Source organism: Streptomyces sp. NBC_00829, from assembly GCF_045161795.1.
Taxonomy (GTDB): domain Bacteria; phylum Actinomycetota; class Actinomycetes; order Streptomycetales; family Streptomycetaceae; genus Streptomyces.
This window is the reverse complement of record NZ_CP108867.1, coordinates 4,369,781-4,384,937: the sequence shown is the minus strand read 5'-3', so window position 1 is coordinate 4,384,937 and position 15,157 is coordinate 4,369,781. Positions and strand designations below refer to the sequence as shown.

Genomic DNA, 15,157 nt, shown 5'->3' with positions numbered 1-15,157 from the left:
CGAAGGGGCGCCACCGTCCGATGACGGTGGCGCCCCTTCGCCGTGCTGCCCGCTTCGGCCGCCCGCTGCCTCTCAGCCGAGCAGTCCGCCGATCACCCGACCGCTGCCCGAGCCACCGCCGTTGCCGCCGCCCCCGCCGGACCCCGAGCCGTCACCGCCGCCACCGCCGGTGCCTCCACCAGTGCCGCCGCCCGCGCCCCCGCTGCCGGAGCCGCCGCTGGACGACGGGCCGGAGCTGCTGGACGGCGGCTGCGCCGGCTCGGAGTTCTGGGGCGGCTGCTGCCCCGTCCCCTGTGTCTGGCTCGGCCGGTCGCCGATCGTGCCGGTCTCGCGGACCGTGTCCTTGGACGGCTTGGCCTTCTCGGCCTCGGGGACCTCGGAGCGGCTCGCGGACGGCGAGGGGCTGCGGGTGCCCCCCCGCGTCCCCGAGGAACTGGCTTCGTCGCTGGGCTCCTGCGGCAGCGGGGACCCGGGAAGGTGGTTGGTCGGGTCCTGGTTCGGCCCCGGCACGGTCACCATGTCCGTCGAGCGCACCGCACCGCCGAGCATCGAGCCGATCAACAACGTGAGGCCGACCACCACGGAGGCGACCACCGTGCCGCGCCGCAGCACGCGCTGCCGCAGCTCCCACAGCTCCGAACGCGGCCCGAGCTTGCGCCAGGCCTCGCCCGCGAGCCGCCCGTCGATGGAATAGACCGGGGCACCCGCGATGATCAGCGGCGACCAGGCGGCGAGATAGATGATGTCGGGCGCGTCGTACGCCGGGACGGTCTTCCAGCTGACCGTCAGGATCAGCGCCGCCGACAGCAGCGCGCCGATGACGGCCGCGACCCGCTGCCACAGTCCCAGCACGGTGAGCACGCCCACGACGACCTGGAGGAACGCCACGGTGAGGCCGGCCCCGACCGGGTGCGACAGCGCGAAGTCGCGCAGCGGCTCGGCAAGACCCCACGGGTCCAGGGAGTTGAGCCACTTCACCATCGAGCCGCGCTCGCCGCCGTCGAAGTAGACGGGGTCGCAGAGCTTGCCCATGCCGGCGTAGATCGAGATGAAGCCGAGGAACACCCTCAGCGGCAGCAGCACCACTCCGAGGTTCATCCGCCGCCCGGGGTAGTAGGCGTGCCGGACGAGGTCGGCGCCGCCCTGCCGGTGCTGCCCGCCGCTCTCGTCGCCGCCGACCTCGAACTCCTCGTCCTCGTACGGCTCCTGGCCGTAGGAGTCGTACGAGTCGTAGGCGCCGACCGCCTGCCGCATCGGCGGCAGCAGCGGCCTGCGGTGGCCGGTGGCCGCGGGCACGCCCGCGGCGGGTGTCCGCGCGGTGTCATCGGAGAGGTCGATCCTCGGGATGACCTGGGTCGAGCCCGCGTCGTAGGCGCCGCGCTCCACGGTGGAGTTGCGTACGGCCTGGAGCAGGCCGGTCGCGCCGACGTCCCCGGGCGCCGACCTGCCGCTCCATACGACGGGCGCCCTCCGCCGCACCGCCGCGCCGACGGCGGGGATACGTGCGGTGTCCGCCAGGGAGCGTGCGGGGCGCGGGCTCTGGGCGAGCCGCACCCGGAAGCTGGCGTGGTTCACGATGACCTGCGCGGGATCGCAGTCCACCTTGACCATGCTCAGCGCAGGCTGATCATCGAACCCGGGCCGGGGCGTTCTCGTGTCCACACTCATCTAACCGAGTGACGTGGGTTTAGGACACTGCCCCGACGGGCCCTATCTGTCCGAGACCCGTCAAAGCATCAGAAATGGCTGGTTGAGCCGGTCGGGCGGTTTTGTCAGACGCGGTGTTTGGCCGCCTCGTACAGCACCACACCGGCCGCCACACCGGCGTTCAGCGACTCGGCACCGCCCGGCATCGGGATACGGACGAGGTAGTCACAGGTCTCGCCGACGAGCCGGGACAGGCCCTTGCCCTCGCTGCCGACGACGATGACGACCGGGCCGCCGAGCGCTTCGAGGTCGGCGACCTCGTGGTCGCCGTCCGCCGCCAGGCCGACGACCGTGAGGCCCGCCTTCTGGTACGACTCCAGAGCGCGGGTCAGATTGGTCGCGCGGGCCACCGGCGTGCGCGCCGCGGTGCCCGCCGAGGTCTTCCAGGCACCGGCCGTCATGCCCGCGGCCCGGCGCTCGGGGACGACCACGCCGTGGCCGCCGAACGCGGAGACGGAACGGACGACGGCACCGAGGTTGCGCGGGTCGGTCACACCGTCGAGCGCGACGATCAGCGGGTCCTCGCCCTCGTCGAAGGCGGCGGCGGCGAGGTCCTCGGGGTGCGCGTACTCGTACGGCGGGACCTGCAGCACGAGGCCCTGGTGGTTGAGTCCGTTCGTCATCCGGTCGAGCTCGGGGCGCGGCGCCTCCATGATGTTGATGTTGCCGCGTCCGGTGGCGAGCTGGAGCGCCTCGCGCACCCGCTCGTCGTTGTCGATGAACTGCTGGACGTAGAGCGTCGAGGCCGGCACACCGTCGCGCAGCGCCTCGAAGACCGGGTTACGGCCGACGACCATCTCGGACGTGCCCTTGCCGCCCCGACGGGCGACCGGACGCCGTGCGGCGGCCTTCTTGGCCTGGGCATTGGCGACCCGGTTCTTCTTGTGCCCCTTGCGGGCGGAGGCGGGCGGTGTCGGGCCCTTGCCCTCCAGGCCGCGGCGTCGCTGGCCACCGCTGCCGACCTGCGCGCCCTTCTTGTTGGACGTGCGGCGGTTCCTGCGCTGGCTGTTCCCGGCCATGACTACCTGTTTCCTGAAGCTTCGAATGCGTACGTACGTAAGAAAGTGTGCCGCCCGGAAGCCCGGGCGGCACATTGTCGCTGGTCAGCGCGGGCCGAGGGTCCAGCGCGGCCCGTCGGGACCGTCCTCGATGACCAGGCCGGACTGCTGGAGCTGGTCGCGGATGGCATCGGCGGTGGCCCAGTCCTTGCGGGACCGGGCCGACTCGCGCTGCTGGAGCACCAGCCGGACCAGGGTGTCGACGGCGCCGTGCAGATCCTCGCCCCGGTCGGTCTCGCCCGACCAGTGCTCGTCGAGGGGGTCCAGGCCGAGGACCCCGAGCATGGACCGCACCTCGGCGAGCCGCGCCACGGCGGCTTCCTTGTCGTCGGCGGCCAGCGCGGAATTGCCCTGCCGGACGGTGGTGTGCACGATCGCGAGCGCCTGCGGGACGCCCAGGTCGTCGTCCATGGCCTCGGCGAAGGCCGGCGGCACCTCGGGCGCGGGCTCGACAACGCCCCCGGCCTTCTCCACCACGCGCTGGACGAAGCCCTCGATCCGCGCGAACGCGGACTCGGCCTCACGCAGGGCCTCCTCGCTGTACTCGATCATCGAGCGGTAGTGAGGCGTACCGAGGTAGTAGCGCAGCACGATGGGACGCCAGTTCTTGACCATCTCGGAGACCAGCACCGAGTTGCCCAGCGACTTGGACATCTTCTCGCCGCTCATGGTGACCCAGGCGTTGTGCACCCAGTACCGCGCGAATTCGTCGCCGAAGCCCTTGGCCTGGGCGATCTCGTTCTCGTGGTGCGGGAAGATCAGGTCGATTCCGCCGCCGTGGATGTCGAAGGCCTCGCCGAGGTACTTGTGGGCCATCGCCGAGCATTCCAGGTGCCAGCCGGGCCGGCCGCGGCCCCAGGGGGTCTCCCAGCTCGGCTCGCCGGGCTTCGCCGTCTTCCACATGGCGAAGTCGCGCGAGTCGCGCTTGCCGGTCTCGCCCTCACCCTCGGGCTGGAGGAGGTTGTCCAGCTCCTGGTTGGACAGCTGCAGATAGCCGGGGAGCGAGCGGACGTCGAAGTAGACGTTCCCGTCGGTCTCGTAGGCGTGCCCGCGCTCGATGAGGCCGCGCATCATCTCGACCATCTCGGTGATGTGGCCGGTGGCGCGCGGTTCGTAGGTGGGCGGGAGGCAGCCGAGGGCGTCGTAGCCGTCGTTGAAGGCCCGCTCGTTCTCGTAGCCGATCGACCACCAGGGGCGGTTCTGCTCCGCCGACTTCTTGATGATCTTGTCGTCGATGTCGGTCACGTTGCGCACGAACGTCACGTCGTAGCCGCGGTACTCGAACCAGCGGCGCATGATGTCGAAATTCAGCCCCGACCTGATGTGCCCGATGTGCGGGGCGGCCTGCACCGTCGCGCCGCACAGGTAGATCGAGACACAACCCGGCAGAAGCGGGGTGAAGTCACGGATCTGCCGGGCGCTGGTGTCGTACAGGCGAATAGTCACGCGTCAAGGGTAGTGGCCCGGTACCAGTGCCCCGCGACCCTTCCGGGACCCGGGAACGACTTTGTGACCTAGTCCGAGCGGGATACGCGTCGGACACGGGACTTCCAGACGACAACACGGGCTTTCCGGGCGACAATTCGTCGCCCGGTGCCAGGGATTTCAGCCGTTCGTGCGGAACACCAACGCCGTGGCGATCGCGGCGAGGCCCTCCGCCCGTCCGGTCAGCCCGAGCCCGTCCGTCGTCGTGCCGGAGACGGACACGGGCGCGCCCACCGCCTCGCTGAGCACCTTGCGGGCCTCCTCGCGCCGCTTGCCGATCTTCGGGCGCACGCCGATGACCTGGACGGCGACATTGCCGATCTCGAAGCCCTCGGCCCGCACGATCCGCGCCGCCTCGGTGAGCAGCGTGACGCCGGACGCGCCGGACCACTCGGGCCGCGAGGTACCGAAGTGGGCGCCGAGGTCGCCGACACCGGCCGCCGAGAAAAGCGCGTCACAGGCGGCGTGGGCGGCGACGTCGCCGTCGGAGTGCCCGGCGAGCCCCTCCTCGCCCTCCCACAGGAGCCCGGCGCACCACAGCTCACGGCCCGTCTCGAAGGCGTGCACATCGGTGCCGATGCCGACGAGGGGGACGGTGCTAGAAGCCATCGTTGGCCCTCCTGCGGGCGAGAACCGCCTCGGCGAGTACGAGATCGAGCGGACGCGTCACCTTGAACGCCTCCTCGTGGCCGGGCACGACCACGACGGGCCCGCCGAGCTGCTCGACCATGCCCGCGCAGTCCGTCGCGCCGTCGCCGTCGACGACGACGCTCTCATGGGCGCGCACGAGTGTGTCCCGGTCGAAGCCCTGCGGGGTCTGTACGGCGCGCAGCCGCGCGCGCACCGGCGTGGCGACGACCGGCTCGGGTGTGCCCTTCCCGCCCGGCTCGACCTCCTTGACGGTGTCCGCCAGCGGCAGCGCCGGAACGACCGCGGGGGCTCCGTCCCGTACCGCCTCGATCACCGCGTCGACGGTGTCGACGGGCACCAGCGGACGTGCGGCGTCGTGGACGAGCACGACGTCGATGTTGTCCGGCAGTGCGTCGAGGCCGAGACGGACCGACTCCTGGCGGGTTTCGCCCCCCGGCACGACCAGGTAGTCGGTGCGCTGGGGCAGTGCGTGGTCGTCGAGGAGGTTCTTCACCTCACCGGCGCCGTCGGGCGGGGCCACCACGACGACGAGCGACACGGCTCGGGATGCGGCCATGGCGCGTACGGCGTGGATGAGCATGGGCGTGCCGTTCAGTGTCCGGAGAGCCTTGGGGGCACCCGGACCGAGCCGTACGCCCCGCCCGGCCGCCGGGATCACCGCTGCGGTGCGGTAGGGGCGCGATTCGTCTGACATCGGTTGCACTCCGGCAGGTTTGTGTCCTTGGCCGACATGGGTATGGCCACAGCGTGCCGGGCGCGACGCCTTGACCGGACCCTTCCGTGAACTGGTCTGCGCCAGCCGCCCGGGCCCGGCACACCAGCAATTCAGGTTGTGCGTGCTGTGATCAGGAAGAGAACATGCCGCAGCGCCCGGCGACAGAACTGTAGTCACAGCATGTCAGCGGGCACCGCGGCATTTGTGCGTCAGGACGCGAGGACCTCGTCGAGCAGAGCCTCGGCCTTGTCTTCGTTGGTGTTCTCCGCGAGGGCGAGCTCGCTCACCAGAATCTGGCGCGCCTTGGCGAGCATGCGCTTCTCGCCCGCGGAAAGCCCTCGCTCCCGCTCGCGACGCCACAGGTCACGCACTACTTCGGCGACCTTGATGACATCGCCGGAGGCGAGCTTCTCGAGATTTGCCTTGTAGCGCCGGGACCAGTTCGTCGGCTCTTCGGCATACGGTGCGCGCAGCACCTCGAAGACCCGGTCGAGCCCGTCCTGACCAACCACATCGCGAACGCCCACGAACTCTGCATTGTCCGCCGGCACGCGAACAGTCAAGTCGCCCTGAGCGACCTTGAGCACCAAGTAGGTCTTGTCCACGCCTTTGATCTGGCGAGTTTCGATGGCCTCGATCAGCGCGGCCCCGTGATGGGGATAGACCACGGTGTCGCCAACCTTGAACGTCATGTGACAGGTACCCCTTCCGTGGCTATCCAGGGTAACACGGATACGCCTTCTACTGAATGGCGTTTTCGCAGGTCAGGGCATATCTCGGGGCTTGACAACAGCAACACGAACGTGCTGCGGGCCGGTTCCGGAGGGGGGTATTCGCAGGTCGGAGCGGCTGCACGGGCGGACAGAAACGCGCACGTTACACGCAACACGAGCCCCGCCGCATGGGTTGTATGTCCCGATTTGACGGGTTCCAAGTGATGAACTTACCGTACTCCGTTCGGCGGTCGGTCACCCGTACGGACGGATCCGCCGCAGAATCCCGAATTGATCACCGGGAGGTATTCCGGAAGGAATGTGTGGCGGCCCGCGGAATTGATCACCGTGGTTATGTGAACGGAGAGGGAAAGAGCAAGATCGCTCCGCCTCGCCCTGCGCGGAGGCGTACGGCCGGCGGTGGCGGCGTACGAAGGGGCGGGTCGGGTGCGGGGCGGGCGCGAGCGCTCGGTAACCTAAGCGCGAACTGACACGGGCTCGGCGATCTGCGGTCCGGTTCCGCGCGCCGGTTCGCACCTGTTCAGCCGGTACAACGTCAGCTCAACGCCTGTCCGTAGCCAGTCCGTACGTCTAGGAGATGCCGCCGCCGTGAGCCGCAGCCTTCGACGCGGCGCCCTCGCCGCCACCGCCGTCGTGTTCTCGATCGCCTCGCTCTCCGCCTGTGGTGCGGGCATGGACGCTCAGACCCTTGAGGTCCGCCCGGACAACGCCGAGACGACCGTCGACGGGATCAAGGTCCAGAACGCGGCGGTGATCACCCAGCCGAAGGCCGAGGCGGAGGGCCCCGCGGTCGTGTCCGCGACGATCTTCAACAACAGCACCGAGCAGCAGACGATCGACACGATCACGCTGCCCGGCGTCAGCTCGCCGGTGAAGCTGTCCCCGGCCACGGGCTCCGGCCCGGTCACCGTGCCGGCCCAGAGCTCGATCATCATCGGCGGCGCGGGGAACGCGTCCGCGGTGATCGAGAACGGCCAGGCCGCGGCCAAGAACACCGGCGGTGTGCAGGACATCGTGTTCCGCTTCAGCGAGACAGGCGACGTCACGCTGCAGGCCGCCGTCGTCCCGGCGACGAGCTACTTCGCCGGGTACGGCCCGAGTTCGCTGCCGAAGCCGCCGGAGAAGCCCGCGCAGGAGCCCTCGGGCACGCCGTCCGCCCCCTCGGGCAGCCCGTCGGTCTCGGGCGCCCCGGGCGAGCCGGGCAACGGCCAGTCGGGCGACCCGGGCACCCCGTCGGACTCGGCGTCGGCCTCGAACAACGCGGGTCACTGAGCCACCCCCGCACGGAGACGACGAGGGGCGCCCCGCCAGAAGCTCTGGCGGGGCGCCCCTCGTATCCCATGCGTTTGCGCCGGCGGGTCGTGTGTGCCACGGCGTCCCCGGTGCCGGACTCCGTCCGCCCGTCACGCCGCAGGCCGGCCTACGGCTCGAACTTGTAGCCCAGCCCTCGCACCGTCACCAGATACCGCGGCGCACCCGGGTCCGGCTCGATCTTGGCGCGGAGGCGCTTCACGTGGACGTCCAGCGTCTTCGTGTCGCCCACGTAGTCCGCGCCCCACACCCGGTCGATCAGCTGCATACGGGTCAGCACCCGGCCCGCGTTGCGCAGCAGCATCTCCAGCAGGTCGAACTCCTTGAGCGGGAGGTCGACCTTTCCGCCCGAGACCGTCACGACGTGGCGGTCCACGTCCATCCGGACCGGGCCCGCCTCCAGGGCCGCCGGGGTGACCTCCTCCGGCTCGCCGCGGCGGCGCAGGACCGCGCGGATGCGGGCGACCAGCTCCCGCGAGGAGAAGGGCTTGGTGACATAGTCGTCGGCTCCTATTTCCAGCCCGACGACCTTGTCGATCTCACTGTCCTTGGCGGTCACCATGATCACCGGGACGTTCGAGCGGCCCCGCAGCTGGCGGCACACCTCGGTGCCCGGCAGGCCGGGCAGCATCAGGTCGAGAAGGACGAGGTCGGCGCCATTGCGCTCGAACTCGTCGAGCCCCTCGGGCCCCGTGGTCGCGATGGCGACCTCGAAGCCCTCCTTACGGAGCATGTAGGACAGGGCGTCGCTGAATGATTCCTCATCCTCGACGACGAGCACTCGGGTCACGGAAGGACCTCCGGGGCAGGGATTTCGGCGTTCGGGTCGGTGTCATAAGGCCGGTCGTCGTCCTCATCGACGCGATCCGGACCGGTGGCGATACGGTCCCGCACGGCGCCCGCTTCCGGAAGCCGCAGCGTGAACGTGGAGCCCTGTCCCTCGGAGCTCCACACAGTGACCTCCCCGCCGTGCGAGGCGGCCACGTGCTTGACGATGGCCAGTCCCAGGCCGGTGCCTCCGGTGGCACGCGAGCGGGCGGGGTCGACGCGGTAGAACCGCTCGAAGACCCGCTCACGGTCCTTCTCGGAGATACCGATGCCCTGGTCGGTGACGGCGATCTCGATGTGATCGCCGCCGGGCGCGGCCACACGGCGCGCCGATATACCGACGCGGGTGCGGGCCGGGGAGTAGTTGACGGCGTTCTCGACCAGATTTCCGAGGGCCGCGGCCAGCTGGCCACGGTTCCCCCAGATGTGCAGGTCGGCGGTGCCTCCGGCGGCCATCGTGATCTGTTTGGTGGACGCGGGGTGCCGGGACCGGTCGATGGCCTCGGCGACCAGTTCGTCCACACGGACGGGCTCGGCGTCCTCCAGCGGGTTGTCGTTCTGCACCCGGGAGAGGTCGATGAGTTCCTGTACGAGGTTGGTGAGCCGGGTCGCCTCGATCTGCATCCGGCCGGCGAAGCGGGTGACCGCCTCGGGGTCGTCCGAGGCGCCCATGACGGCCTCGGAGAGCAGGGAGAGCGCACCGACGGGGGTCTTGAGCTCATGGCTGACGTTCGCGACGAAGTCGCGCCGTACCGCTTCGATCCTGCGGGCCTCGGTGAGGTCCTCGACCAGCAGCAGGACGAGCCGGGAGCCGAGCGGGGCCACCCGGGCGGAGACGGCGAGGGCCTCGCCGCGGCCGGTGCCGCGGCGAGGCAGGTCCAGTTCGACCTGTCTTATTTCGCCGTCGCGCCGGGTGTCGCGGGCCATGTGCAGCATGGGTTCGACGGCGAGCTTGCCGCCGCGCACCAGACCGAGGGCGTATGCGGCGGAGCTGGCCTTGACGACGGAGTCGCTCTCGTCGAGGACGACTGCGGAGGAGCGGAGCACGGACAGGACCGTATCGACGCCGGGCGGGAGCACGGCGTCGGTGTGCAGGGATGTGCGGGTGGGGCGCGTCTGGTCGCGTTCGCTCCAGCGGAACGCCAGCATGGCGATGACACCGGTGCACAACCCGGCGATCGCTGCCGCTGCGGCGACCGCCGCGTTCACGTCCATGCATCCAGGTTATGCGTGGTCTCCGACATGCTCCCAGCCAAACGGGTGGCACCTCGAACAGTCGTCGCCCAGAGTTCACCAAGGGGATAGTGCCGGTTCATTTGCGGTGGAGGAGCCGGACGGGTTTCAGCGGCAACGTGGGAGCGTGGGGGTCCGAGCCCCACCCGGACCCCGGACGCATCGAGAGAGGGACACCCACAATGCGTGACGCGTACCACGAGGAACTGGACTCGATCGGCGAGGGCCTGGTCGAGATGGCCCGGCTGGTCGGGTCGGCGATCGGGCGCGCCACGACGGCGATGCTCGATGCCGATCTGAAGCTGGCGGAGAGCGTCATCGCCGCTGATCAGAAGGTCGACGACCTTCAGCACGACCTGGAGGCGCGCGCGATCGCCCTGCTGGCCCGCCAGCAGCCGGTGGCGACGGATCTGCGGATCGTGGTGACCTCGCTGCGGATGAGCGCGGACCTGGAGCGCTCGGGCGACCTGGCCCAGCATGTGGCCAAGCTGGCCCGGCTGCGCTTCCCGGACCCGGCGGTGCCGCGCGACCTGCACGCCACGATCCTGGAGATGGGTCAGCTGGCGCAGCGGCTGATGGCCAAGGCGGCGGAGGTCATCATCACCAAGGACGTCGACCTGGCGCTCCAGCTGGAGCAGGACGACGACGAGATGGACCTGCTGCACCGCACGCTCTTCCAGCACCTGATGGACGACCGCTGGAAGCACGGCATCGAGACGGCGGTCGACGTGACGCTGCTCGGCCGCTACTACGAGCGATTCGCGGACCACGCGGTGTCGGTGGCGAAGCGGGTCGTGTACCTGGTCACGGGCGAGCACGCGGACGATATCCAGCCGCCGACGCAGGTCGAGGGCGTATAGCCGCGCCGATCCCGGCCGTGATCGGCCACCGCCCCGGCGGGCAAGGGCGCGCGACCCGGGGGGAGACGGGCGGGGGGCGGGCGGAAATGCCTCCGCGCGCTGTTGATGCGCCTGCCCGCGCGGGCATGAACTGGGCAGGGGCGTCACACAGGTGCGCCCATGAGGAGGGACCCATGGCCGAATCCCCCACGACCGACCCTCAGCAGGAAGCCCCCGTCGACGTGGTCTTCCTGCCCCTGCTCGGCGCCTGCGGCTGCGGCTCGGGCTGTGGCTGCGGCTGTCAGTCGGGCGGACCCTGCCAGTGCGGCGGCTGCTGCGGGTAGTGGCGACCGGCAGACCACTCGCGTACGTACATGTGTGGGCCCCGTCCTGGGAGGACGGGGCCCACACATGTACCGGCCACAGGGTCCGTGCCCCAGGCGATCCCGCTCGACAGGCAGCCCGTTCACCGTGGCTTGCGCGGGCTGCCGATCCGCGGAGATACCGGCCCGTGATGGTCCGTGCTCATCCGGCTTCATCCGGCTGCGCTACTCGGCGCGCCCCCCGCACAGCGAAAACATAGTGTGCCCGCATGGGCACGATGCGTACCTACCCGGTCGACAGGGGAGTTCTTGATCGGCTGGCTGGGCTGAGTACTCAAGGCCAGCACGGCCGACCTGGGCGCATTTCGTGCTGCGAGGTCGACGCGGGCCGGGTGGTTTTCGCATGATGAAGAAGATCTTGGGCGGGCTCGGGGTCGTGCTGATCCTGCAAAGCCTGTTCGCCCTCTGCCTCGTCAGCGCGCTGCAGCTGCTCGTGCTGCGCAACGTTCCGTTCGGTGTGACCGGCGCGTCCCCGGTCGTGAACGCGGTGACGGAGAAGGTGTCGCTCCAGACCCTGAGCTACGCGGACGAGCCGGCGGTGCTCGAAGCGATCGACCAGAGCAAGCTCTACGGCGCCTATCTGCCCGGTCCCAGGACCGACACGCTGATCGTGGTCCCCGCCAAGAGCTTCTTCGGCCGCGTGGAGCTGGAAGCCGCGTTCGACGACGCGGCCAAGAAGCTCGGCAAGCCCCTGGTGGTGAAGACCGTCAAGCCGCTGCCCAAGAGCGACCGTCTCGGCGGCGTCGCCGGACTGCTCCTGATCCCGCTGCTCATCGGCGGATATCTGGCCGCCGTCCTGGTGCTCAAAGCGACCAGGACGGCCGCCGCACCATGGCACGTGGCGATGCTCGTCGGCTACTCGGCGGTCGGAGCTCTCGTGACCGACCTGATCGCCGGGCCAGGGATCGGCGCCTACGACAACAGCCGCTTCTGGCCGCTCCTGCCGTGCTTCATCCTGATCGCCGGCGCCGTCACCCTCGCCGCCGCAGCCTTCCAACGCCTCTTCGGACCTGTGGGCACTCTCCTGGTGGCGACCCTGTTCATCATCGTCGGCGGGTCCGCGGCCGGCGGGGTGGGGATCTCCCTGCTGCCCTCCTACTGGCAGCACATCGGCGCCATCTTCCCGCCCCAGCAGGCCGTCACACTGCTGCGCAACGTCATCTACTTCGACGGCAACAACATCACCACGCCGCTCATCGTCCTCGGCCTCTACGCGCTGGTGGGGGGCATCGTCATCGGCTACCTGGGCCGGTGGCGACCGGCCAAGAGCAGGACAGCTCCCTCCCACAGGGCGGGCTCCACAGCCGCACCTTCCTCCGGGCCAAGACCCCTCGTGCGGGCCCTCGTCGCGTTGGCGATCGCCGGGGTGATGCAGTGCCTGTTCACCGCGAACTACATCAGCTCAGCGCACGAGCCCGTCGCGACCAACATGCCGTTCGGTGCCACAGGCCGGTCCCCGGTCCTGACCGCGGCCCAGAAGAACCTCTCCCTCAAGGTCACCCTGTATCCCGACGAATCCGCCGTGAAAGAGGCGATCGACCAGGCCAAGATCTACGGCGCGCTCATCCCCGGACCGACATCGAACACGCTTCTCGTCGTCCCCACCCTCAGCGACGTCGCTCCCCTCGACCTGGCGGGGAACTTCGAGGTCGCCGCGGAGAAGCTCCGACAACCGCTCCACGTCCAGCCGTACGCGCCCCATCCGCTGCCGAAGAAGGACCCCTTCGGCCTGGTCGAGTCGCTGATGCTGATCCCGCTGCTCGTCGGCGGCTACATGAGCGCGACGATGCTCCGGGCAACGACCGGGACCTCGGTCGGACGCTGGCGCCTGCCCGCACTCACCGGGTTCGCCATCGTCGCCGGTCTGCTGGTCAACGTTGTCGTCTGCTTCTGGCTTCAGGGCTACCCCAGCCAGAAGTTCTGGATCGTCTGGCCGATCCTGTCCCTGATCATCGCGGCGGTCGCCGTCGTCGCCGCCGTCCTGCAAAAGCTCCTCGGAGCAGCCGGAACCCTCGTGACCATCATCGTGGTCGTCCTCTTCGGCAACCCCTCGTCCGGCGGAGCGAACGGAGTTCCCTACCTCCCGGCGTTCTGGCGCGCCATCGGCCCGTACCTGCCACCGCGCAACGCCTACCTCCTGCTCCGCAACTCGATCTACTTCGACGGTCACGGAACCACGCAGGCCCTCATCGTCCTACTGCTCTACCTGGTCGTCCCCGCAGTTGCCCTCCTCCTGCTCTACCGGTTCCGCACACCGGACACCCACGTGACCCCGCAGACGGAGGCCGAAGCGACCGCTATGACCGTCCCCATCGGCGGCCTCCCGTAGCCCCACAGGCCCAGTGACCCGCCAACGTCGGCATCTGGTCCACACCTGGTCCACACGTGATGATCCAAAGCGGTGCGGGGGCGGTTCAGAGTGGGGCAGGCTCCATGACGAAGGGGTGCCCCTTCGTTTTGCCCGTGAGGCGGTTTCGACCGGGGAGCCCGAGAATGAGGTAGGCGGCCTCGCAGCCGGCCGTCGAACCGCGTCGGGGTTGTCGGGTCCGGGGCCACCGGCCATGCAGTCTCCGACCCTTGAGCACTGGGTCCTGCGAGCGCGCGGGCGGTTGAGCTATGAAGACGGATGAGCCGGCACCCATGGCCGGCGACAACACCCCGCCGCGGGGAACGAGTCGCGGTCCCGGACCGGACGTATGCACCGGTCCGGCCGCGCCCCAGGCGGCCGAGCCGTCCGCCCGGCAGGACGAGGCAGTTGCCCTGATCCGGATGGCCGCAGGCTTGAAGACCGCCTACCCCTCGGTCGACGCGGCGATCGTGGACGCGGCGATCGCGACAGCCCACGGCACGTTCCAGCAGGCGAAGATCAGGACTTACGTCCCGATTCTGGTCGAACGCCGGGTCCGGTACATGCTCGGCGCCAGCGACCGTGAAGCCGGCTCCCCCGCGTCGGCAGCCGAACGCGGCTCGGCCCCCTCGCTGCCGACGACCCCAGGGACGTCGGAGCAGTCGAGCGAAAGCACGGCTCGTTCTCCCCTGCGCAGCAGGTGGCTACCCAAGAGGTTCCGGCCCCCGCCCGAGTCGGACGTGCGCCATATGGGCGAACGCCCTGAACCGCGGGGCACTCTGCGTGACGGGAAGCGAGGCGGGTCGTCATGACGGACGCCAGGGCCGAACGCATCGCGAAGCTCATCGGGCCACTGCGGGTGAAGCCGGGATCGCGGGTGAACCTGGGCAGGGACTTCGACCCCCGCTACAAGGCAGGCCTGAAGAAGAAGCACGGTGTGGAGCTGCTGCACACGGGTGTGTCGCTGCTCGCCGAGTACCAGGAGCGTCTGGCCGCCCAGGACACCTACGGAGTGCTGCTCTGTCTGCAGGCGCTCGATGCCGGAGGCAAGGACGGGACGATCCGGCACGTGATGAGCGGGGTGAACCCGCAAGGCGTCAAGGTGAGCAGCTTCAAGCAGCCCTCCGCCGAGGAGCTCGACCACGACTACCTGTGGAGGTACGCCGCCAGGCTGCCCGCGCGCGGCGACATCGCGATCTTCAACCGTTCGCACTACGAGGAGGTCCTCGTCGTCCGGGTGCACCCGGAGGTCCTCGATCGGCAGCGGCTGCCGGAGCAGGTGCGCGGAGCGGACGTCTGGACCCGTCGCTACCGGGACATCAACGACTGGGAGCGCTACCTGACCGACAACGGGTTCAAGGTGGTGAAGGTCTTCCTGAACCTTTCCAAGGAAGAGCAGCGCATCCGCTTCATGAAGCGGCTCGACCTGCCCGAGAAGAACTGGAAGTTCTCCGCCGCCGACGTCCGGGAGCGCCGGCGGTGGGACGACTACCAGCACGCGTTCTCCGAGATGCTGTCGGCGACCAGTACGCCGTGGGCGCCCTGGTACGTCGTACCGGCGGACCGGAAGTGGTTCGCGCGCATCTGCACGGCAGCGGTGCTGGCGCACACGCTGATGGACATCGACCCCCGCTACCCCGTGGTCGGCAAGGAGGCGCGCAAGGACCTCCGGGCCGCCAGGCGGGAGCTGGAGGCCGAGGCCCCCGAGGGCGCGCCGGCCGATCCGTACGCGGCCCGGCATCCGATCCCCGAAGCCGGCGGCTCACAGCACCGAACCGGCCGTACGGACACGCGTAGGCAGTCGTCCGATACGGCGCGGCGGACCAAGAAGAGCAAGCGGACCTGAAACCCGTCGGAGCGTGGGCG

Annotated in this window: 14 protein-coding genes; 6 read left to right on the top strand and 8 right to left on the bottom strand. The window is 69.8% G+C overall.

Annotation, left to right across the window (positions count from 1 at the left end; all coding sequences use genetic code 11):
* Positions 1-72: 72 nt before the first annotated feature.
* The 6 genes from OG293_RS19275 to OG293_RS19250 all read right to left on the bottom strand — a co-directional run bounded on the left by OG293_RS19275 (position 73) and on the right by OG293_RS19250 (position 6,308).
* Entirely contained in the window at positions 73-1,668 is a 1,596-nt protein-coding gene (locus tag OG293_RS19275; protein WP_406000015.1) for a DoxX family membrane protein, read from the bottom strand.
* Between the two features lie 104 nt (positions 1,669-1,772).
* Positions 1,773-2,726 (bottom strand): 23S rRNA (guanosine(2251)-2'-O)-methyltransferase RlmB, encoded by a 954-nt coding sequence (rlmB, locus tag OG293_RS19270; protein ID WP_406000014.1) that lies wholly within the window; start codon positions 2,724-2,726, stop codon positions 1,773-1,775.
* Between the two features lie 84 nt (positions 2,727-2,810).
* Complete coding sequence (gene cysS / locus OG293_RS19265; RefSeq protein WP_406000013.1) at positions 2,811-4,211, bottom strand: cysteine--tRNA ligase; 1,401 nt, start codon at positions 4,209-4,211, stop codon at positions 2,811-2,813.
* Between the two features lie 159 nt (positions 4,212-4,370).
* Positions 4,371-4,859 (bottom strand): 2-C-methyl-D-erythritol 2,4-cyclodiphosphate synthase, encoded by a 489-nt coding sequence (gene ispF / locus OG293_RS19260; RefSeq protein ID WP_406000012.1) that lies wholly within the window; start codon positions 4,857-4,859, stop codon positions 4,371-4,373.
* A complete protein-coding gene (gene ispD / locus OG293_RS19255) occupies positions 4,849-5,595 on the bottom strand; it encodes a 2-C-methyl-D-erythritol 4-phosphate cytidylyltransferase (RefSeq protein WP_406000011.1) in 747 nt (248 codons plus the stop codon). The genes ispF and ispD overlap by 11 nt, the downstream gene beginning before the upstream one ends.
* A gap of 230 nt (positions 5,596-5,825) precedes the next feature.
* Complete coding sequence (locus OG293_RS19250) at positions 5,826-6,308, bottom strand: CarD family transcriptional regulator (RefSeq protein ID WP_003953493.1); 483 nt, start codon at positions 6,306-6,308, stop codon at positions 5,826-5,828.
* A gap of 630 nt (positions 6,309-6,938) precedes the next feature.
* Between OG293_RS19250 and OG293_RS19245 the strand changes: the two genes are divergently transcribed.
* On the top strand, positions 6,939-7,622 hold the full coding sequence (locus OG293_RS19245) for a DUF461 domain-containing protein (protein ID WP_406000010.1): 684 nt from the start codon (positions 6,939-6,941) through the stop codon (positions 7,620-7,622).
* A 148-nt stretch (positions 7,623-7,770) separates the two neighbouring features.
* On the opposite strand, the gene OG293_RS19240 is transcribed toward OG293_RS19245, so the two are convergent.
* Positions 7,771-8,451 (bottom strand): response regulator transcription factor, encoded by a 681-nt coding sequence (locus OG293_RS19240; RefSeq protein WP_142217884.1) that lies wholly within the window; start codon positions 8,449-8,451, stop codon positions 7,771-7,773.
* A complete protein-coding gene (locus OG293_RS19235; protein ID WP_406000009.1) occupies positions 8,448-9,704 on the bottom strand; it encodes a sensor histidine kinase in 1,257 nt (418 codons plus the stop codon). Before OG293_RS19235 ends, OG293_RS19240 begins: the two co-directional genes overlap by 4 nt.
* Positions 9,705-9,904: 200 nt before the next feature.
* Here OG293_RS19235 and phoU point away from each other — a divergent pair, with 200 nt between their 5' ends.
* The 5 genes from phoU (at position 9,905) to OG293_RS19210 (ending at position 15,137) form a co-directional block, all read left to right on the top strand.
* Positions 9,905-10,582, top strand: a complete 678-nt coding sequence (gene phoU, locus OG293_RS19230) for a phosphate signaling complex protein PhoU (protein ID WP_406000008.1) — start codon at positions 9,905-9,907, stop codon at positions 10,580-10,582.
* Between the two features lie 173 nt (positions 10,583-10,755).
* Complete coding sequence (locus OG293_RS19225) at positions 10,756-10,905, top strand: hypothetical protein (protein ID WP_406000007.1); 150 nt, start codon at positions 10,756-10,758, stop codon at positions 10,903-10,905.
* Between the two features lie 382 nt (positions 10,906-11,287).
* Positions 11,288-13,273, top strand: coding sequence for a hypothetical protein (locus OG293_RS19220; RefSeq protein WP_406000006.1), 1,986 nt, complete (start codon positions 11,288-11,290; stop codon positions 13,271-13,273).
* A 287-nt stretch (positions 13,274-13,560) separates the two neighbouring features.
* Positions 13,561-14,103: a three-helix bundle dimerization domain-containing protein gene (locus OG293_RS19215; RefSeq protein ID WP_406000005.1), complete on the top strand. Its 543-nt coding sequence runs from the start codon at positions 13,561-13,563 to the stop codon at positions 14,101-14,103.
* On the top strand, positions 14,100-15,137 hold the full coding sequence (locus OG293_RS19210; RefSeq protein ID WP_406000004.1) for a polyphosphate kinase 2 family protein: 1,038 nt from the start codon (positions 14,100-14,102) through the stop codon (positions 15,135-15,137). Before OG293_RS19215 ends, OG293_RS19210 begins: the two co-directional genes overlap by 4 nt.
* Positions 15,138-15,157: the final 20 nt, after the last annotated feature.

Bases quoted from the DNA above. Each gene is read 5' to 3' on its own strand.
- OG293_RS19250 (WP_003953493.1), bottom strand. From the start codon at position 6,308: ATGACGTTCAAGGTTGGCGACACCGTGGTCTATCCCCATCACGGGGCC.
- OG293_RS19235 (WP_406000009.1), bottom strand. From the start codon at position 9,704: ATGGACGTGAACGCGGCGGTCGCCGCAGCGGCAGCGATCGCCGGGTTG.
- OG293_RS19215 (WP_406000005.1), top strand. From the start codon at position 13,561: ATGAAGACGGATGAGCCGGCACCCATGGCCGGCGACAACACCCCGCCG.
- OG293_RS19220 (WP_406000006.1), top strand. From the start codon at position 11,288: ATGATGAAGAAGATCTTGGGCGGGCTCGGGGTCGTGCTGATCCTGCAA.
- OG293_RS19210 (WP_406000004.1), top strand. From the start codon at position 14,100: ATGACGGACGCCAGGGCCGAACGCATCGCGAAGCTCATCGGGCCACTG.
- rlmB (WP_406000014.1), bottom strand. From the start codon at position 2,726: ATGGCCGGGAACAGCCAGCGCAGGAACCGCCGCACGTCCAACAAGAAG.
- OG293_RS19225 (WP_406000007.1), top strand. From the start codon at position 10,756: ATGGCCGAATCCCCCACGACCGACCCTCAGCAGGAAGCCCCCGTCGAC.
- OG293_RS19275 (WP_406000015.1), bottom strand. From the start codon at position 1,668: ATGAGTGTGGACACGAGAACGCCCCGGCCCGGGTTCGATGATCAGCCT.
- phoU (WP_406000008.1), top strand. From the start codon at position 9,905: ATGCGTGACGCGTACCACGAGGAACTGGACTCGATCGGCGAGGGCCTG.
- ispD (WP_406000011.1), bottom strand. From the start codon at position 5,595: ATGTCAGACGAATCGCGCCCCTACCGCACCGCAGCGGTGATCCCGGCG.
- ispF (WP_406000012.1), bottom strand. From the start codon at position 4,859: ATGGCTTCTAGCACCGTCCCCCTCGTCGGCATCGGCACCGATGTGCAC.